Here is an 18,504-nt window from a genome sequence, read left to right as displayed (position 1 = left end):
ACGATGACGAGCTTGACGACATCCCTTCGTCTGCTGACCTCGATGCTGGCGATGTCGCTTGCGATGGTTCCGGCGTGGGCACAAGAGTCCGCGCCGGTCCCTGCGCTCACCCTCGAGCTCAACGCTGCACAACCTTCCGACAAGGGGTGCCGCCTGACGTTCGTGGTCAACAACAATCTCGGCGCCGACCTGTCCAAGGCGGCGTTCGAGATCGCCTTGTTCAACGAGGCCGGCGTCGTCGACCGGCTGACCGTGCTCGACTTCAAGGAATTGCCGGCAGGCAAGACCAAGGTGACACGTTTCGATCTGGCCGGCACCGAGTGTTCGAGAATCAGCCGCGTGCTGATCAACAGCGCGACCGAATGCACCGGTACCGGCGTCGAACCGAACGCCTGCATACGAAAGCTGAAGACGGGCACCAAGACCGGGATCGCTTTCGGAATCTGAGGTGGGACTGCATCCCGCATTCACGCGAACCACAGTGGCATGGCCTCTGGCCGGCTTCCGCTCGCTGTCCTCTGGACCAAGCGATCTTGATTTGACAATTCTGCTCGGGTCGCTGCAGGTCTCGACGCGAGACATGCAGGATATCAGCCCCCTCACAGACGCCAGCGCCGAGCTAGCGATAAAACCGACCGGGCCGCTGCCGCGGCCATCGGTCTGGAACCGCAAATGGACGGCAGCGATTGTCGTCTCCTGCCTGCTCCATGCCGCGGTGGCAGTGGCTTTTCTGATCTCCCCTTCAGGGATATCCAGTTTCCAGGACGCAATTCAGTCAGAAGGCAGTGATCAATCGGGTGCCAACGTGGTCGGCAGCGCGCAGGACAAGGACCCGGCGGCGATAAATGTTGCGCTGGTGCCGAACCCGCAACCGACTAAGCCACAGCCAGCAAGGTCGCCCAAGCCGTCGGCGCCAATGGAGCCTTCTCGACCAGCCCAGGAAGCGGCGAAGCCGCCGCTCGCGCCTTTGCCGCAACCTGTCAAACAGCCAGCGGTGACACCGAACATATTGGTGGCCGGCGCCCCACGGTCCGATGACCAGAGTGTGGCTCCCAAGACCGAAACGCCGGCGCAGCCGACCGTTCAGGCCGAGAGCATCGAAATGCCTGACGCCGTTCCAGAACAGGCGCCGATTCCAAGCGCCAGGCCAACTCCGGCAGTTGTCCCAGCAACTGCTAGCGAACCATACGAGAAGCGCGGCACAGCGGACGGCCGCGAAATAAAAGCGGCCATTGCCAGCAAAGGCAAAAAACAAACCGATGCCGGCAACGCGGCAACGTCTCTCTATAGCGGCGAGGTGGCCAACAAATTGGCTCGCGCCAATCGCCGCGTTTCGAAAGCAGCGCAATCGACCGCCCGCAACAATGCTATGGTGGCATTTGTGGTGCTGGCCAATGGAAACATCAGCGACTTGCAACTTGCCAAAAGCTCAGGCTCTCCGGAACTCGATCAATTCGCGTTGGAGCTGGTGCGAAAACAGGCACCCTTCCCTCCCATTCCGCCGGAGACCGGAAAGTTAAGCTGGCGGTTCAAAGCACCAATCGGCCCATTCTGAGTCTCCGTGGCCCGTTACGCCAGCCATCGATCGTCAAGCATGAAAGGAATCACGATGTACATCGCCATGAACCGCTTCAAGGTGCAGGCCGGCTCGGAGGCCGATTTCGAGGCCGTATGGAAGAACCGCGACTCCAGCCTCGCGGAGATGAAGGGGTTTAGGGAATTCCACCTGCTGCGTGGCCCGGTCAACGAGGCCGAAGGCTACACGCTGTTTGCGTCGCATACGGTGTGGGCGAGCCATGATGATTTTATCGCCTGGACCAAATCGGAGAATTTCCGTGCCGCCCACCGCAATGTCGGCGCGACAAAAGTGCACTATCTCGGCCACCCCCAGTTCGAGGGCTTTTCGGTCGTCGAAGGCGCGTAACGACAGGCCGGGGTCAAGCTCCGGCCAGCAGGCTCGCATTGCCCCCGGCAGCCGTCGTATCGACGCAGACAGCCCGTTCATGTGCATAGGCCGCCGGGTTCAACACCTCGCTGACCAGCGGCACGATCGGACCGGAGCGGTCGGCAATGACCTTGCGCACGACACGCGCGGCCTCGGGCGTGCCCGAGAAAGCGACGACATCGACGCGCAGCGATCGCGCTTCGACCGGATCCGGCCGGCCGTCCAAGGCGGCCAGCGGCAGGCCCTTGCCGGTCAGCGCCGAGAGCGCCGCCGGTGCACCGGGCGCGACCGCCAGCACGGCATTGCCGGCAGCGAGTGCCTGGATCGTCTGCGCGAGCAGCGTATCGCCATCGGGACCAAGGCATAGCACCCGTCCGCGTGGCGACAGCGAGAGCGTGTTGGCTTCCCCGGTCGGTCCGGGCAGATCGACCTGGCCGAAGTCGATACCGGCGGCAGCGCCAATGGCTGCGGCACCCTTGCCGCGCAGATGCTTCCTCAGAATGGCGATCCGGTCCGGGCGCGTCGACCAGCCGCCAAGTGTGGGATCGGGCAGATTGTCGGCAAGTTCGGTCGCCGTGACCTTATGACCATCCTGCAAATGGGTGCCGGCCTCCGGCCCCTTGCGAAAGCGGCGGAGATAGTGCGGACCGCCAGCCTTCGGACCGGTGCCTGAAAGCCCCTCGCCGCCAAACGGCTGCGAACCGACGACGGCACCGATCTGGTTGCGGTTGACGTAGATGTTACCGGCATGGATGCGGTCGACGAAATGCTGAACGCGGCCCTCGATGCGGGTGTGCAGGCCGAAGGTGAGGCCATAGCCCTTGCGATTGATGGCGGCGATGACCCCGTCGATCTCGTCGGCGTCGAACGTGGCGACGTGCAGCACCGGCCCGAACACCTCGCGCTCCATGTCCTCGATGCCCTTGACCCGGAAGATATGCGGCGCGACGAAGCGGCCCACTTTGGGCGCCTCGATCTTGGCGATCAGCCGGCCCTGCAGGCCCATCTTCGTGCAGTACTCGCGGATCGAACTCTGCGCCTCGTCGTCGATGACAGGGCCGACATCGGTCGAAATCCGCCAGGGATCGCCAACGCTGAGCGCCTCCATGGCGCCCTTCAGCATCTCCAGCATCTTCTTCTCGACGTCCTTCTGCACATAGAGCACGCGCAGCGCCGAGCAGCGCTGGCCGGCACTCTGGAAGGCCGAGGCCAGGATGTCGCGCACGGCTTGCTCGGGCAGCGCGGTGGAATCGACGATCATCGCGTTGAGACCGCCGGTCTCGGCGATCAGCATTGCGTCGGGCGCGGCCGTCTCTGCCAGCTGTTTCTCGATCAGCTTCGCGACCTCGGTCGAGCCGGTGAAGCAGACGCCGGCAATGCGCGGATCGGCGGTGAGCGGCCCGCCGACCGATGGGCCGTCGCCGGGCAGAAGCTGGATGACATCTTCCGGCAGGCCGGCCTCGCGCAGCAATTCGACGGCGCGGAAAGCGATCAGCGGCGTCTGCTCGGCCGGCTTGGCGATAACCGAATTGCCGGTGACGAGTGCGGCGGCGATCTGGCCGGTGAAGATGGCGAGCGGAAAGTTCCACGGCGAAATGCAGGCGATGGCGCCGCGCGCTTGCGTGCCCGCCTCCGCATTGGCCGCCTCAGTGGCGTAGTAGCGTAGGAAGTCGACGGCCTCGCGCACCTCGGCGACGCCGTCGGCCAGCGATTTGCCGGCCTCCCGAGTGGCGAGTGCAAAGAACTCGACGGCATTCGCCTCGTAGAGATCGGCAGCGCGGTTCAGGATGGCCGCGCGCTCGCCCACGGGACGCTTCGCCCAGGCCGGTTGCGCTTCCACTGCAAAGCGAACGGCGGTCGCCACCTGCTTGGCAGCGGCTTCACTGACCGTGCCGACCACCTCGGAAGGCTTTGCCGGGTTTACAATTGGACGCTGCTTGCCGTAGCCGGCCGCCCGGGTGATCGGCTTGGCATGCCAGCGATCCGGCCCGACGAAGGCCGCCCTGGCCTTGTCGATCGCCGCCAGCGTCATTGTGTCGGTGATATCGAAACTCTTCGAGTTGCGGCGACCGGCCCCAAAAATCTGCGAAGGCCGGGCAATCGCCGGATTGGCGGCCGGACCCTGGCTCTCCACGGTTTCGAGTGGATCGCGGGCAATGTCCTCCGGCTCGACGTCCTCGTCGGTGAGCTGGTGCACGAATGAGGAGTTGGCGCCGTTCTCCAGCAGCCGGCGGACCAGATAGGCAAGCAGATCGGAATGCGCACCGACTGGTGCATAGATGCGGCAGCGCGTGCCCTCGGCCCGGCGCACCGTTTCGTGCAGGGCCTCACCCATGCCATGCAGGCGCTGGAACTCGAAGGTATCGCGATTGTCAGCCATCGACAGTATGGCGGCGACGGTGTGGGCATTGTGGGTGGCGAATTGCGGATAGATGCGGTCGGTCATGCCAAGCAGTTTTTTCGCGCAAGCGATGTAGGAGACATCAGTGTTGACCTTGCGGGTGAAGACGGGATAACCGGCGAGCCCGAGCGTCTGCGCCCGCTTGATCTCGGTGTCCCAATAGGCGCCCTTGACCAGCCGCACCATGATGTTGCGGTCGTACTTCTTGGCCAGTGCATAGAGCCAGTCGATGGCGAAGGCCGCGCGTGGTCCATACGCTTGCACCACCACACCAAAACCGTTCCAGCCGGCGAGCTCCGGCTCAGCCAGCACCCGCTCGATGACATCGAGAGACAGATCGAGGCGGTCGGCCTCCTCGGCATCGATGTTGAGACCCATGCGCGAATGGCGCGCGGCCAGCGCCAACGACAGCAGTCGCTCGGCCATGACCGGCAGCATCCCGTCCTTCTGCGCCACCTCATAGCGCGGATGCAGCGCCGACAGCTTGACCGAGATTCCGTGGTTCTGGCGGATATCAGGGCCATTGGAACCGGCGTCGAGCGAGGAAATCGCGTCGGCATAGGCCTTGTGGTAACGCAAGGCATCGGCCTCGGTGCGGGCTGCCTCGCCCAGCATATCGAAGGAATAGAGATAGCCCTTCTGCGTCATTGGTCGGCCGCGCTTGACGGCTTCAGTGATGGTGCGGCCGAGCACGAACTGCTCGCCCATTTCGCGCATGGCGGCGGCCACTGCCTTGCGGATGACCGGCTCGCCCAACCGCCGCACCATCGAGCGCAGCGTGCCTTCGATGCCGCCCTCGCCTTCATCGAGGACACGGCCGGTCAGCATCAGCGCCCAGGTCGAGGCGTTGACGAAAATGGAACTCGAGCCGCCCGAATGCGCCGACCAGTCGTGCGGCGCGATCTTGTCGGCGATGAGGTCGTCCATCGTCTCGGTGTCGGGCACGCGCAACAACGCCTCGGCCAGGCACATCAGCGCCACGCCTTCCTTGGTGGAAAGACCGTAGGCGGAGAGGAAGACTTCCATCAGCCTTGGATCGGACGATCCACGCACCGCCCGCACCAGATCCGCGGCGCGGGCAGAGATTGCCTTGCGGTCTTTCGCTGAAAGCCCCGTCGCCTCGGCCAGTCGCTTCACGGCCTCGTCTTCGTCGGGCAGATAGTTGGCGCGGATCTGCTGGCGGATGGCATCAAGCGCTGGCATGGCGGTCCCATGGATCGAGCAAAGGGGATCGGGACGGCGGTCACCGAACCGAATGGCGCAAGCTAGCACAAATGCGAAATTTCGGCCGGTCCAAAGAAATCGACACTGCAGCTCATTTGCCCTATCTTGGGCGTCCAGAAATTGACATATGGCCTGAAACTTCGATGACAGAAGACCAATTGGACCGCATCGACAGGAATATCCTGGCGGCGCTGGCAAGCGATGGCCGGCTGTCCATGTCAGAACTGGCGGCAAAGGTCGGCCTGTCGAAGACGCCCGTCCAGGCGCGGGTGAAGCGGCTGGAAAAGGAAGGCTACATCAGGGGCTACCAGGCGATCATCGACCGCGAGCGCATGGACGAAGGCCATGTTGCCTTCGTCCAGGTGAAGTTGTCCGACACCCGATCCGCCGCGCTCGACGCCTTCAACCGATCCGTGCAGGCCGTGCCGGAGATCGAACAATGCCACATGATGGCGTCGAGCTTCGACTATCTGCTGAAGGTTCGCACCCGGGATATCGCCGCCTACCGCCGCGTCTTGGGCGAGCGTATTTCAGCCCTGCCCCACGTCGCCCAGACCTCGACCTTCGTGGCAATGGAGACGGTGAAGGATCGGTAACTCACTCCGAAAGCGTCTTCAGGAACGCCACCAGCGCCGCACGTTCATGATCCGACAGCTCCAGCGGATGAACTTCGGACGTACCCTCCACGCTAGGGGCCGCCTTGGCGTAGTGCGCCACCACTTCGTCGAGCGACGAAAACTGCCCGGCATGCATGTAGGGCGGCCGCGTTGCGGCTCCGCGCAGCGACGGTGTCTTGTAGGCGCGGATGAGTTGCGGCGCATCCTTGACCATGAAGCGCAGTTCGCCACAGGCGGTGGCGTCGCCATCGCGATAGGCGCCGAAGCAGTTGAACGGGTCGGCTTCGACTTGGCGCACGGCATCGATGCGGCCGCGATCTGGCGGCAGGCCCGCAACGGGCGGCACGCCGGTGTTGTGAAAACCGTTGTCGGTGAAGCGCGGGCCGTTGTGGCAGGTCACGCAATTGGCCTTGCCGATGAACAGTTTTAGCCCAAGGATCTCCTCCTTCGAAAAAACAGCGTCGCCTTTCGGCTCGGCGCCGGTGACGAGGTCCATCGCAAAGCGGTCGAAGCGCGTCGGCGCTGGCTCGATCGATCGTTCGAAAGCGGCGATCGCCTTGCCGATATTGGCAAAGACGCCGTTGATGGCGTCACGCTGCACGCCGCTCATCGCGTCCCAAACAGCCTTCTCAGCATCGTTTCCAAGCGGGCTGGCATTCGACGGCATGTCGGAAAAATCGGGCAGCGGCCCGAAGATGCGCTCGTAGCGTTCGCCGAAGCGCGCCTTGATGTAATGGGCGTAGGCAGCGCGGTTTCCTGCCTGCTCCAGTGGATTTTCGAGCGGTGTTAGCGCTTGCGCCCACAGGCTATCGCGGCGGCCGTCCCAGAAGAACCAGGGATCGCGCGCCACTCCGGCCAGCGGCATGGTGCGCCGGTTGGTGTGGCCGACGCCGACGGCTTGTGGCAGGTCGTCCTGGAATTGCCGGTCGATCTTATGGCAGGTCGAACAGGATACCGTGCCATCACGGCTCATGCCCTGATCGAAAAACAGCGTCGAACCGAGTGCGGCGGCGGCCGGCACGTCGGCAAAGCGGTTGGTGGTGTCGGGCTTGGGCGGCGGCAGTGAGGACAGCGCCAGCGAGGCGATGGTCTTCTTCTCGGCGTCGGAGAAGTCAGGCTCGCCGCAACCGGCAAGCATAACGGCAACCATCATTGCCAGAAAACGTGAAAGCCACCTCATTTCTCGCTCACAGCACCACATTGAAGAGCACGGTGTCGGAGCCGGCATTGGCCGAAATGGCGAAATGCAGCTGCCACCAGCCGCTCATGGTGAACTTCACCCCCTCTATGCGATAGCGTCCGTCGCCGAGATAGTCGGTCGCCTGCGGGCTGGTTGGCAGGCCATGACTGTGCAGCGGCATGCCACCGGAGATCGTGATCGCGGCCCCCTCGACCGCAGTTCCAGACTTTGTCTTCAGCGTCAGCAGCCACGATTGCAGCTGGCCTTGCCGCACAACGCCCCGCTCCGGCAAGAAACTAGCCACGAATAGCCCGTTGTCGGTGTTCTTCGTGCGCGAAACATCCGGGCCGGCAGGGTGCGACGACCGCGGCGCCGTCAGATAGACCACCGCGAGAATTCCGACCAGCAAGGCAGCCAGACCAAAACCTGCGAGAAGATAGCGCCATATCGATGCCAAACCGTTTCCTCTTCTGCAGACAACGCTCTGCCGGACGGATCGCATCCCGCCAGCTGTGGGAAAACGCCATGGCGGAAAAAACCCTGCTTGCCAAGCATGGCGCTGCCGGTGGCAAAAAGCTACAGCAGCGAGATCACTGGAGGATTGCAGATGGCGGGAAACGGCGTCGCCTCGATCGGCGAATGCATGCTCGAACTGTCGGGTCAGACGGGACCAAACTGGCGCATGGGCTTTGCCGGCGACACGTTCAACACGCTTTGGGCACTGCACGCGTTGAGCACTGAGCGGCCCGCAACCTATGTCTCGGCCTTCGGCGACGATCCGTTTTCCCAAGGCCAAATCGGCTTCTTCGCGGAAAACGGCATCGGCATCGGCTCCAGCCCCATCATAGCGGGGGCGCGACCGGGTCTCTATGCCATCACGCTCACCGGCGCCGAGCGCTCCTTCACGTACTGGCGTTCCGACGCTGCTGCCCGGCAGCTTGCCTCGGATCCTGCAGCACTATCGAAAAACCTGGAAAATCAGGCCCTTGTCTATTTCAGCGGCATCACTTTGGCAATTCTGAGCGAGGCCGCGCGCACCACATTGCTGGCGGCTGTCGCCAAGGCGCGGGCAGCCGGCTCGACTGTCGCGTTCGATCCCAATTACCGGCCGCGGCTTTGGCGCAATCGCGAGGAGGCGCAGGCCGCGATCGCCGAAGCCCTTGTCGTCACCGATATCGCACTGCCGACCTACCCCGACGAGCAGATGCTGTTTGGTGATAAAACACCGCGGGCGACGGCAGAGCGGCTCGGGCAACTCGTCGGTGAGGTCGTCGTCAAGAATGGCGAAGCGCCGGCACTGATTGCCCAAGGAGAAACGCTGTGCGAGGTCCCGGCGATCCATGTCGCCGACCCCGTCGATACGACCGGCGCAGGCGACTCGTTCAACGGCGGTTATCTTGCAGCTCGTCTTGCCGGCCATGAGGCGCTGGAAGCCGCACGCCGTGCCCATCGCGTCGCCGCCGCCGTGGTGCAGGTGCGCGGCGCGCTGGCGCCGTTCGAGACGCTGCGAAACGCTTTCGAAGGCTAAGGTCCGGTGAGATTCAGGTCAGGCCGAGCCGAAAACAGTAGGTTCCGAGAACCGGAGCGGAGCGTACTTTTGGGTACGCGAGCACCGGAAGCGCAGGAAACTGCTTTTTGCAGGCCGGCCTGACCTGAACATCGGCGGACCTTAAGGCAGGCGGAAGCGATACTCCGTCACATGATGATAGATCGCGCCCGGCCACAATGTTGCCTGCGGGAAATAGGGCCGGTTCGGCGCATCCGGCCATACCTGCGGCTCCAGGCAGAAACCGCAAAAGGCCTTGTAGTTGCGGCCTTCGAGTCCGGTACGCGGCGTCACGTACTGGCCGGTATAGAGCTGAACGCCGGGCTCGGTGGTCCAGACTTCCATCTCGACACCGGAACTGGCGCCTTGCGTCCATGCCGCCTGCTTGAGCGGTCCACGTGACGCGGCAAGGCAAAAATTCTGGTCGTAGGGCAGTTGCTCGCCCTCGGTCTCCATGCGCAACGGCCGCGCCTGGCGGAAATCGAACGGCGTGCCGTCAACCGGCTTGACCACCCCGGTCGGGATCATGTCGCCATCGACCGGCAGATAGGCACCGGCATTCAGCATCATCCTGTGGTCGAGAATGTCGCCGGCACCGCCATCATCCAGGTTGAAATAGGAATGCTGGGTGAGATTGCACAGCGTCGGCTCCTCGCAGGTGGCGGTCAGCTCGACACTGAGCGTGCCCGGGATCTTCAGCCGATAGGTGCAGGTGACGTCGAGCGCGCCGGGAAAGCCCATCGAGCCATCGGGGTCATGCAGCGTCAGGGTGACGAAATCCCTGCCATGCAGCGAAACCGTCCACGGCCTGTGGGAATAGCCCTGCGAGCCGCCATGCAACGTATGTTTCCCGAGGAAATTTTGCTCGGTCTGATAGCGACTGCCGGCGATGGTGAAACGGCCATCGCGGATGCGGTTGGCATAGCGGCCGACGACCGCGCCGAAGAAGGCCGTATCGGTCTCATAGGAACCCAGACGGTCATAGCCGAGCACCAACGGCGCATCGTGCCCGGTTAGGCGCAGATCCTGGATGATCGCTCCCAGGCCAAGGATGTTGGCAGTGATGCCGCCGCCCCTGATCGTGAAGCGACGCACCGCCTCGCCTGCCTGCGTCGTACCGAAAACCTCGCCGTCCTTCATCGCCATGCCCGCAAATGCCAGTTGATCCAGTCGGCTGGTTTCCCGCACAAAACGGGCAGGCCATCGGCCTCCCCATCTCAGGAATAGCTTATCAGAGGCCGAGGCCGCCAATGCAGACATATTTGGTATCGAGATAATCCTCGATGCCCTGATGTCCGCCTTCCTTGCCAAGGCCGGATTCCTTGACGCCGCCGAACGGCGCCTCCGGTGTGGTGATGAGGCCTTCATTGACGCCGACCATGCCGTATTTCAGTCCTTCCATGACGCGGAAGGCGCGGCCGAGATCGCCGGTGTAGAAATAGCAGGCAAGGCCGAATTCGGTGTCGTTGGCGAGCGCGACGGCTTCCTCTTCGGTGTCGAACTTGAATACCGGTGCGACCGGGCCAAATATCTCTTCCTTCATGAAGCGCATCTTGGGTGTCGCGTTGGCGATGACCGTCGGCTGGAAGAACGAACCGCCGAGCGCATGGCGCTTGCCGCCGGCGACGACCTTGCCGCCCTTGGACGTCGCGTCGGCGATCAGTTCCTCGACCTTCTCGACCGCCTTCTCGTCGATCAGCGGTCCCTGCTGCACGCCGTCCTCGAGGCCGGAACCGACCTTCAGCCCGTTGCTGGCGGCGGCGAGCTTCTCGACGAATTTGTCATAGACGCCAGACTGAACCAGGAAGCGGTTGGTGCAAACGCAGGTCTGACCGGAATTGCGATACTTGGCGGTGATCGCACCGGCGACGGCACGATCGAGGTCGGCGTCGTCGAAGACGATGAACGGCGCGTTGCCGCCGAGTTCCATCGACACCTTCTTGACGGTGACCGACGACTTCTGAATGAGAAGCTTTCCGACCTCGGTCGAGCCGGTGAAGGTGATCTTCGACACCAGCGGATTTGCGCAGATCTCGTCGCCGATCTCGCTGGCCGAGCCGGTCAGGATGTTGATGACGCCCTTCGGGAAACCGACTTCCTCGGCGAGCGCGCCCCAGGCAAGACCCGAGTAAGGCGTCTGCGAGGCGGGCTTTACCACCGCGGTGCAGCCGGCGGCGAGCGCCGGGCCGAGTTTGCGGGCCAGCATCGAGGACGGAAAATTCCACGGCGTGATGGCGGCGATGACGCCGACCGGCTCCTTGGTCACCAGGATGCGGCGGTCCGCCCACGGCGATGGTACCACGTCGCCATAGGTGCGGCGACCTTCCTCGGCGAACCACAGGACATAGGATGCGGCGGAGCCGATCTCGCCCTTCGATTCGAACAGCGACTTTCCCTGCTCGATGGTCAGCAGCTCGGCCAGCACGTCCTGGCTGTCCATCATCGCGTCGTGCAACTTGCGCAACAGCTTCGAGCGCTCGAGCGCAGTCGTCTTCCGCCAACTCTTGAAAGCTTCTGCGGCGGCTTCGATGGCGCGGCGGGTCTCGGCCTTGCCCGACTTCGGTACAGTGCCGATCTTGAGGCCGGTGGCCGGATTGTTGACGTCGACCGTCTGGCCGCTGTCGGCCTGCACCCATTCGCCGTTGATGAGATTGGCCTGCCGCATGAAATGGCTGGTTTTCTGAAGCATGGTCTATCCTCCGTTCGGCACTGACGGCCGGTCTGTGAAGTCTTCGGTGAGCGCGCGCCATGGACTGAAGCCCGCTCGCCGGAGCCATTGCTCTTTACCTAGGGCAAGGCCCGCAAGCAATCGCTACATGGCATATAGGGGTTGGGCCAGTCGGAGGCGAGAGCAGGCTCGCTTATGAGATGCCGATCGCAGGCGGGCATCACCCGAAAATCGGCATATATCGTATCAGAAAACGTGGAGCACCACCGTCAGCCAGAAAGCGGTGGTGATGGCGGCGCAGGCGGTCGCGATGGTCATCTGGTTCGACGCCAACGCCTGGCCCGTGTTGAACTGCACCGCGATCAGATAGGAATTGACGCCGGATGGCATCGCGGCAACCATCACCGCCACCTTGGCCGTCAAGGGCGGCAGGCCGAGAAGCCAGACGAAGGCGAGGACCAGCGCCGGCATCAGGAACAGCTTCAACGCCGAAAGCACCAGCGCCGGCCTGATATTGCCCGAAATGCCGAAGCGGCGCAGGCTGAGCCCCATGGCGAACAACGCAACCGGCCCCGCCGTACCGGCCAATGCATCGACCAGGCGCATGGCGACATCAGGCAGCGGCGCACCTGTGATGCGCCATGCAAGTCCTGCCAGAATGCCGATGATCAACGGATTCATGAAAAGCCGCTTGAGGAAGCTATGGATAACGCGCAACGGATGCACCGGTTCGCCGCTGGCGCGGCCGAAGGCTTCGAACAACACGATCGAGGCCATCAGCATGATCGGCAGATGCACTGACACCAGCAACGACAGTACCTCGAAACCATCCGCTCCGAATATGCCGAGGATAAAGGGGGCGCCGAGCAGCACGATATTGGAAAAGGCCGATGAAACTCCGCCGACGACGCCGGCGCGTGCATCTCGCCCGAATATCCGCGTGGTGACGAGGTGGCCGGCGGCCCAGGTGATTGCCACGGCCGCGAAATAGGCGCCCCACAGCGACCAAGGTGCCACTCCGTGGAAATCCGCGTTCACCATGGTCTGGAACAACAGCAGCGGCATCGCTACGCTCACCGCAAAATCGGCTATGCCCTCGCCGCTCGCCGGCTTCAAATAGCCGGTAAACCCGGCGAGATAGCCGAGCGCGACAAGACTGAAGACGAAAAGGACGGTTTCGGTGAGCGGAGACATTTTTCAGGGATAGGCGAGCCACGGCGGCGGCGCAATCGCGCCCGAATTTGATCATCGTCGGCTGGCAGGCTTATAGAGGGTTTGAAGCATCGGGCGGATGAAACGACAAATGGCCTTTGTCGGCACTTGGAACGGCAATCTTGTCCGACGGTTGGCAGCTCTCGTCGCCGTGCTGCTTTGCCTCGGCGTTGGTATGGCCCGCGCCGCCGAAACCAAAAACCTCAAGGGCGTGGCGCTGATCATCGGCCAGTCGAAATACGAGCACATCGCCGCCCTCCCCAACCCGGCCAATGACGCCCGCGACATGGCCAAGATGCTGACTGATCTCGGCTTCGACGCCCGCAGCGTCACCGATCGCGACACCGCCAAGCTGAAGCGCGACCTGGAGCGTTTCACGGAAGATGCCGAAGGTGCAGATGTCGCCTTCATCTATTATTCCGGTCACGGCATCGAGGCCGGCGGCGAGAACTATCTGGTTCCGGTCGATGCCGACGTGTCGTCACTCAGAGATGCCGACGAGGCACTGGTGCCGATATCCGCCGTCATGGACGCGCTGAAAACGACCGTACCGGTGACGATCATGCTGCTCGATGCATGCCGCACCAACCCGTTTCCCGCGGGCGCCGTGGTGCGGCGCGCCCCGACCGCCTCCGCTTCGCCCATCGGCGCCGGCGGGCTGGAACCGGTGCGCGGCGCCAAGGCGCTGGGCAATGCGCCGGCGGCCGACGCAAGCCTGGGCACGGTGGTCGGCTTTGCCGCCGAGCCGGGCCGTCCGGCGCTCGATGGCGCCGCCGGCGAAAACAGCCCCTACGCGGCCGCCCTGCTGCGCCACCTCGCGGCGATGAAGGGCACCGAGTTCGGCTCGGTGATGCGCATGGTGACCGAGGAGGTCTATCTCGACACCAAGGCAAAGCAGCGCCCCTGGGTCAATGAAAGCCTGCGCCGGCTACTCTATTTCGGCGTCGCACCAGCGGAACCGACCGGCGACGACGGGCTGATCACCGGCGAACGGCGCCAGCTGCTGTTGACGATTTCCGAGCTGCCCGACCCGAAACGGGCACAGGTGGAACTGGCCTCGCTGCAGGAAGGCGTGCCGCTCGACGCGCTCTATGGCGTACTGAAGGCGCTAGGCAGGGAAAAAATCCCCGAAGATCCGACCGACCTGCAAAAGGTGCTCGACGCCCAAGCTGAACGCCTGAAGAAGATGATGTCCGAGCGCGCCGCACTGCGCACCGACGATCCGGAGATCAAACGGCTGGTCGCCTCCGCCGACAAGGCGATCGGCCAGGGCGCCATCGTGACGGCGCGGAAATTCCTCGACGACGCCGTCGGCCGGGTCGAGCAGACCAACGATGCGGTTGATGAGGCCGAGGATCTCGTCAAGCAGAAGCGTCTTGCCGATGCCGCGATCTACGCCAGGCGCGCCGGTGCCTCGGCACTTGTCTTCGACTACAAATCCGCCGCCGGCGACTATGCCAAGGCGTTTTCGCTGACGGAAAAATGGGACGACAAGCTGCGCTGGAACTACAAGAACCAGGAAGCCGAGGCGCTGAACGCTTACGGCTACGCCACCGGTGACCTCGATGCGCTGCAGCACTCCATCGAGGCCTATCGCATCATCCTCAACTTCATTCCCAATGGCGAACAGAACCGCGACTGGGCGATCACCCGCAACAACATGGCGGTGGTTCTGCAGACCATCGGCGAGCGCGAGACCGAAACGGCTCACCTCGAAGAAGCGGCTCGGATCTTCCGTGATTCCCTTGTCGTCTTCGAGCATGAGAAGGACGACCTCAACTGGGCCGCCGCGCAAAACAATCTGGCCAACGTGCTCTTGAAGATCGGCGAACGCGAGAGCGACCCGAAGCGCCTGAATGAAGCGGTGGTGGCGATGCGCGCCACACTCGAGAAGCGCCCGCGCGACAAGGTGCCGCTCGACTGGGCGGCTTCGCAAAACAATCTCGGTCTGGCGCTCTATGCGCTTTCCGAACGCGAACCCGCCAGCGAGCATCTGACGCAAGCCGAAGCCGCCTACCGGCTGGCGCTCGAAGAATACACCCGCGAAAAAGCGCCGGTGGAATGGGCGATGGTCGAGAACAATCTCGGCAACACGCTGGTGTCGCTCGGCATTCAGCTTAACGTCAAGGAGAAGATCAACGAGGCGGCCGATGCATTCCGTGCCGCGCTTGAGGTGCGAACCCGCGAAACCTTCCCGGTCTCGTGGGCAACCAGCCGGCTGAATCTCGGCAACGCACTGAGTGGTGTCGCCCGCTTCGATATGGGGACCGGCGCGCTCGAAGAGGCAGCGGCGGCCTATGACGATGCTCTGACGGTGTTTACCCGCCAGCGTTTCCCGACGGACTGGGCGTCGGCGCAGAACAATCTCGGATCGATCTACCAGACGCTTGGCCAGCGCACCCGAGACGCGGCCAAGCTCGAGCAATCGGTGAACGCCTTCCAGGCCGCGCGGCAGGTTTATGTCAGGCGAAAATTCCCCCTCGACTGGGCGATGAGCCACTACAATCTCGGCAACACGCTGCAGCTTCTCGGCGGCGTCACGGACAAGCCCGAACATTACGGCGAGGCCATCGCCGCCTATCGCGATGCGTTGCGCGAGTACAAGCGCGAGACGAACCCGCGGCAATGGGCGCTGAGTGAGGCCGGTCTCGGGTCGGCGCTGCACTGGCTGAGCATGAGCGATGCCAATCCCAAAACCCTGCAGGATTCCATCGCGGCCCGGCGGGCAGCGCTTGAGGTGCTGACTATCGAAGCCGCCCCCATCGATTGGGCCAACGCCCAGAACGGCATAGGCATGAGTCTGCTCAACCTCGGGAATCTCGAACGCACGGACAAATACCTCAATGACGCTGAGGCAGCCTTCACGGCGACGCTGAAGGTATTCACCCGCGAGAGTCAGCCCTTGCAGTGGGCCTTCGAACAGAACAACCTCGGCGACGTCCATTGGAACCACGCCAGTTACGGCGCGGGTAAGCTGGAATATCTGAAAGCCATCGAATTCTTCGAGAACGCCAAGCGGGGGTTTACCGAAGCCGGCTACACGATGCCCATTCCGTTGACCGACCAGAAAATCAATCTGGCGAAGAAGCAGATGGCCAAGAAGTAGGGCTCCGCCCGACCGCGCCTTGTCTTTCGGCTGGCTTTACGTCCCTATATGTCCGGTCACCGGAACCCATTGCCGGGAACCGGAGAAGGATAGCCTATGATTCGATTTGTGCTGGCTTTGCTTCTGCTGGCCATCCCGGCCGCAGCCCACGCCACGGACGCCGGCTGGGCACTATTACGCGATGGCGGCCATGTCGTACTACTGCGTCATGCCATGGTCACCGGCACCACTGATCCGGTCAATTTCGACATCGACAGCTGTGCCACCCAGGTCAACCTGTCCGCACGCGGCAAGCAGCAGGCAAGCAAGATCGGCGCCTTGTTCGCCGCTCGTGCAGCACCTATCGAGCGCGTGCTGTCCAGCCGCTACTGCCGCTGCGTGGACACCGCCCGCATTGCTTTCGAGGCCGAACCGAAGCTGTTTGCACCGCTCGATCTCCTGAAGGGCGACGCGGCGCAAAAAGCCTCTCAGATCGCAGCGATCCTGAAGGAGATCCGCGCCTATTCCGGCTCCGACAATCTGGTCATGGTCACCCATCTGGAAAATATCCAGGCACTGACCGGCGTTTCGCCCCGCGAAGGCGAGGCCGTGGTCGTCGAACCGCAGGACGATGGCCTGCGCGTACTCGGCCGGGTCACCTTTTAGGCACTGCACTCCATCACGGATGGTTTGAAGCAGTGTTGCCGAAATGCCACCATTGAAAGACGCCGCAAATCAGCCGCGACAATCCCGCTTGCGACAACCCGTCGCAGGGGCTATAGGCGCGCTCCCGGTCACGAGAACTGGAGTGAGCACAACGGTTGGAGCTTTCGTCTCCGCCCGTGCAGGCGGCTTTGCCGCCCTGTATACGGCGCCGCTTTGGGGATTGGGATCGCGGATGTAGCTCAGCGGGAGAGCGCCGGATTTGGGTCCGGAGGTCGGGGGTTCAATTCCCTTCATCTGCACCACGGATAGCTCAGTTGGGTAGAGCATCAGATCGAGAATCTGACTGTCGAAGGTTCGATTCCTTCTCCATTGGCTTCCAAGCCATTCGAAAACGGTCCGGGGACTGGAATGCGAAAGACTGGACGGATGGCCCAGGCCCTCGGGCACGGATCATCCTGAGCGTCTTCCGCCATCGGCTCGCGGCCAGGCCCGCGGTGACGATCAAGGCGCAGTGTCGCCTGCAAGGGAGGCCAGGGCCTCCGGCGCTCGCTTCGCTGCCTCGCGATCCGCTCCCGCAGGCCCGCCACGGATTGATGCCACCAGTCCCCGGATCATTCGTGCCCGGACGAAACGATGTGAAACGAGAAACGAAAAGGACGATCGACGCATGACTTGACGCCTCGCATGGGGCCATGCCCGACTGGAGTAAAAGACAATGACTATTCTCGATCAGGTTCTTGGACGCGAGCGCGTCCTCGTAAGGGAAAACGAACGTGCCCTCACCCTGCACAAGGGTGAGATCAAGGCCGTCCTGATGCCGGGCGAACATTGGCTCGCCAACCGGCGCGGCAGCCTCGAAGTGTCCCGGCACGATCTAAAGAACCCGGAATTCGTTTCGGCATACGAGAAGGCGTTGTTCGACAAGCTCCCGGATGTGGCCGCGCGTCATTTCACCGTCGTTCGCACCGGGCGCACGGACGTTGCAATCATCGAGCGTGACGGCAATTTGCACGCCGTGCTGGCGCCGGATCGCAAGCTGGTGCTGTGGACGGATGCCGGTCCGTGGAAGGTGACGCTGATCGACACATCGGTCGACCTCGCCATCGATTTGGCAGTCATGCGCCGGCTCGGCCAGGCTCGGAAGGCGGAATTGATGTCCGTCCATCCGGTCGTCGATGGTCAATCCGGACTGCTGTTCATCGACGGTGTCCTGGTCAGGACGCTGACGGCGGGCGTGCATGGCTTCTGGAACGTCGGACGCATGGTGCAGATCAAGGTCGTCGACCTCAAGCGCCAGTCGCTCGATGTTGCCGGGCAGGAAGTGCTGACCAAGGATCGCGTCACGATCCGCGTCAACATATCAGCCGAGTACCGCGTCGTCGATCCGGTCAAGGCGGTGAGCGCTGTGAAGGACTTCTCCGAAGCCCTCTACCGCGCCCTGCAGTACGCCTTCCGCAAGACGCTTGGCGCGCTGACGCTCGACCAGATCCTTGAAAAGAAGGTGACGATCGACGAGGAGGCGGCGGCCAAGGTTCGCGCCGATATGGCCGAGATCGGAGTGGAGGTCAGCGATATCGCTCTCAAGGATGTCATCCTGCCGGGCGAGATGCGCGAGATCCTCAACCAGGTGGTGTCGGCCGAAAAGCAGGCCGAGGCCAACATCATCCGTCGCCGCGAGGAGACGAACGCCACGCGTTCGCTGCTCAACACGGCCAGGGTGATGGCGGAAAACCCGGTAATGCTGCGGCTGAAGGAGCTCGAGGCTCTGGAAACCATCGCCGGCAAGGTCGAGCGGCTGACCGTCCACAACGGTACGGGCGGACTGCTCAACGACCTGGTCAAGCTCCGCGACAGCTGATGCATGCCGCCCAAGACTGGTTCCTGCTTGGGAAAGCGACCTGCATCGAAACAATGGCTGACGTTACGTCAGGGGAAGGGCCGCCGGGCCCCCGGCGGCCCT

At 63.2% G+C, this 18,504-nt stretch carries 14 protein-coding genes and 2 tRNA genes; 10 read left to right on the top strand and 6 right to left on the bottom strand.

Annotated elements, in window-relative coordinates; genetic code table 11:
* The first annotated feature begins 3 nt into the window (after positions 1-3).
* From NKJ01_RS13650 to hmuQ, 3 genes are all read left to right on the top strand, one after another.
* Positions 4-447 (top strand): hypothetical protein, encoded by a 444-nt coding sequence (locus NKJ01_RS13650; RefSeq protein ID WP_352728635.1) that lies wholly within the window; start codon positions 4-6, stop codon positions 445-447.
* Positions 448-538: 91 nt separating this feature from the next.
* Entirely contained in the window at positions 539-1,555 is a 1,017-nt protein-coding gene (locus NKJ01_RS13645; protein WP_352728585.1) for a TonB family protein, read from the top strand.
* Positions 1,556-1,609: 54 nt separating this feature from the next.
* Positions 1,610-1,924 carry a heme-degrading protein HmuQ gene (hmuQ, locus tag NKJ01_RS13640; protein WP_352604986.1) on the top strand — a complete coding sequence of 105 codons (315 nt, stop codon included), beginning with the start codon at positions 1,610-1,612 and terminating at the stop codon, positions 1,922-1,924.
* A gap of 13 nt (positions 1,925-1,937) precedes the next feature.
* Here hmuQ and putA read toward each other — a convergent pair whose 3' ends face one another.
* A complete protein-coding gene (putA, locus tag NKJ01_RS13635; RefSeq protein ID WP_352728583.1) occupies positions 1,938-5,549 on the bottom strand; it encodes a bifunctional proline dehydrogenase/L-glutamate gamma-semialdehyde dehydrogenase PutA in 3,612 nt (1,203 codons plus the stop codon).
* A gap of 164 nt (positions 5,550-5,713) precedes the next feature.
* Between putA and NKJ01_RS13630 the strand changes: the two genes are divergently transcribed.
* Positions 5,714-6,166 (top strand): Lrp/AsnC family transcriptional regulator, encoded by a 453-nt coding sequence (locus tag NKJ01_RS13630; protein WP_023757689.1) that lies wholly within the window; start codon positions 5,714-5,716, stop codon positions 6,164-6,166.
* A 1-nt stretch (position 6,167) separates the two neighbouring features.
* Here NKJ01_RS13630 and NKJ01_RS13625 read toward each other — a convergent pair whose 3' ends face one another.
* Both NKJ01_RS13625 and NKJ01_RS13620 read right to left on the bottom strand, forming a co-directional pair.
* The gene (locus NKJ01_RS13625) at positions 6,168-7,367 is read right to left on the bottom strand and encodes a cytochrome c peroxidase (protein WP_352728581.1); all 1,200 of its coding nucleotides are present in this window, start codon (positions 7,365-7,367) and stop codon (positions 6,168-6,170) included.
* Between the two features lie 7 nt (positions 7,368-7,374).
* The gene (locus NKJ01_RS13620) at positions 7,375-7,824 is read right to left on the bottom strand and encodes a FixH family protein (RefSeq protein WP_352728579.1); all 450 of its coding nucleotides are present in this window, start codon (positions 7,822-7,824) and stop codon (positions 7,375-7,377) included.
* A 150-nt stretch (positions 7,825-7,974) separates the two neighbouring features.
* Here NKJ01_RS13620 and NKJ01_RS13615 point away from each other — a divergent pair, with 150 nt between their 5' ends.
* Positions 7,975-8,895 carry a sugar kinase gene (locus NKJ01_RS13615; protein ID WP_023757692.1) on the top strand — a complete coding sequence of 307 codons (921 nt, stop codon included), beginning with the start codon at positions 7,975-7,977 and terminating at the stop codon, positions 8,893-8,895.
* A 141-nt stretch (positions 8,896-9,036) separates the two neighbouring features.
* Here the strand turns inward: NKJ01_RS13615 and NKJ01_RS13610 are convergent, their stop codons facing one another.
* The 3 genes from NKJ01_RS13610 to NKJ01_RS13600 form a co-directional block, all read right to left on the bottom strand.
* Positions 9,037-10,059: an aldose epimerase family protein gene (locus NKJ01_RS13610; protein WP_352728578.1), complete on the bottom strand. Its 1,023-nt coding sequence runs from the start codon at positions 10,057-10,059 to the stop codon at positions 9,037-9,039.
* Positions 10,060-10,144: 85 nt separating this feature from the next.
* A complete protein-coding gene (locus NKJ01_RS13605; RefSeq protein ID WP_352728576.1) occupies positions 10,145-11,602 on the bottom strand; it encodes an NAD-dependent succinate-semialdehyde dehydrogenase in 1,458 nt (485 codons plus the stop codon).
* A 225-nt stretch (positions 11,603-11,827) separates the two neighbouring features.
* On the bottom strand, positions 11,828-12,775 hold the full coding sequence (locus tag NKJ01_RS13600) for an AEC family transporter (RefSeq protein WP_352728574.1): 948 nt from the start codon (positions 12,773-12,775) through the stop codon (positions 11,828-11,830).
* A gap of 97 nt (positions 12,776-12,872) precedes the next feature.
* On the opposite strand from NKJ01_RS13600, the gene NKJ01_RS13595 reads away from it, so the two are divergent.
* The 5 genes from NKJ01_RS13595 to NKJ01_RS13575 all read left to right on the top strand — a co-directional run bounded on the left by NKJ01_RS13595 (position 12,873) and on the right by NKJ01_RS13575 (position 18,402).
* Complete coding sequence (locus tag NKJ01_RS13595; protein WP_352728572.1) at positions 12,873-15,899, top strand: caspase family protein; 3,027 nt, start codon at positions 12,873-12,875, stop codon at positions 15,897-15,899.
* Positions 15,900-15,995: 96 nt separating this feature from the next.
* The gene (locus NKJ01_RS13590; RefSeq protein ID WP_352604932.1) at positions 15,996-16,544 is read left to right on the top strand and encodes a histidine phosphatase family protein; all 549 of its coding nucleotides are present in this window, start codon (positions 15,996-15,998) and stop codon (positions 16,542-16,544) included.
* Positions 16,545-16,772: 228 nt separating this feature from the next.
* Positions 16,773-16,846, top strand: a tRNA-OTHER gene (locus NKJ01_RS13585).
* Positions 16,847-16,848: 2 nt separating this feature from the next.
* Positions 16,849-16,923, top strand: a tRNA-Leu gene (locus tag NKJ01_RS13580).
* A gap of 336 nt (positions 16,924-17,259) precedes the next feature.
* Positions 17,260-18,402: a slipin family protein gene (locus NKJ01_RS13575; protein ID WP_352728570.1), complete on the top strand. Its 1,143-nt coding sequence runs from the start codon at positions 17,260-17,262 to the stop codon at positions 18,400-18,402.
* Positions 18,403-18,504 lie beyond the last annotated feature (102 nt).

It is taken from the genome of Mesorhizobium sp. M0276 (genome assembly GCF_040321755.1).
Classification (GTDB): Bacteria; Pseudomonadota; Alphaproteobacteria; order Rhizobiales; family Rhizobiaceae; genus Mesorhizobium.
The sequence above is the reverse complement of the archived record's forward strand: the minus strand, read 5'-3'. Positions and strand labels throughout refer to the sequence as shown.

What these genes read in the sequence shown, in the direction of transcription:
- NKJ01_RS13650 (WP_352728635.1), top strand. Translation starts at nt 4, where the DNA reads ATGACGAGCTTGACGACATCCCTTCGTCTGCTGACCTCGATGCTGGCG.
- hmuQ (WP_352604986.1), top strand. Translation starts at nt 1,610, where the DNA reads ATGTACATCGCCATGAACCGCTTCAAGGTGCAGGCCGGCTCGGAGGCC.
- putA (WP_352728583.1), bottom strand. Translation starts at nt 5,549, where the DNA reads ATGCCAGCGCTTGATGCCATCCGCCAGCAGATCCGCGCCAACTATCTG.
- NKJ01_RS13630 (WP_023757689.1), top strand. Translation starts at nt 5,714, where the DNA reads ATGACAGAAGACCAATTGGACCGCATCGACAGGAATATCCTGGCGGCG.
- NKJ01_RS13625 (WP_352728581.1), bottom strand. Translation starts at nt 7,367, where the DNA reads ATGAGGTGGCTTTCACGTTTTCTGGCAATGATGGTTGCCGTTATGCTT.
- NKJ01_RS13615 (WP_023757692.1), top strand. Translation starts at nt 7,975, where the DNA reads ATGGCGGGAAACGGCGTCGCCTCGATCGGCGAATGCATGCTCGAACTG.
- NKJ01_RS13610 (WP_352728578.1), bottom strand. Translation starts at nt 10,059, where the DNA reads ATGGCGATGAAGGACGGCGAGGTTTTCGGTACGACGCAGGCAGGCGAG.
- NKJ01_RS13605 (WP_352728576.1), bottom strand. Translation starts at nt 11,602, where the DNA reads ATGCTTCAGAAAACCAGCCATTTCATGCGGCAGGCCAATCTCATCAAC.
- NKJ01_RS13600 (WP_352728574.1), bottom strand. Translation starts at nt 12,775, where the DNA reads ATGTCTCCGCTCACCGAAACCGTCCTTTTCGTCTTCAGTCTTGTCGCG.
- NKJ01_RS13595 (WP_352728572.1), top strand. Translation starts at nt 12,873, where the DNA reads ATGAAACGACAAATGGCCTTTGTCGGCACTTGGAACGGCAATCTTGTC.
- NKJ01_RS13590 (WP_352604932.1), top strand. Translation starts at nt 15,996, where the DNA reads ATGATTCGATTTGTGCTGGCTTTGCTTCTGCTGGCCATCCCGGCCGCA.
- NKJ01_RS13575 (WP_352728570.1), top strand. Translation starts at nt 17,260, where the DNA reads ATGACTATTCTCGATCAGGTTCTTGGACGCGAGCGCGTCCTCGTAAGG.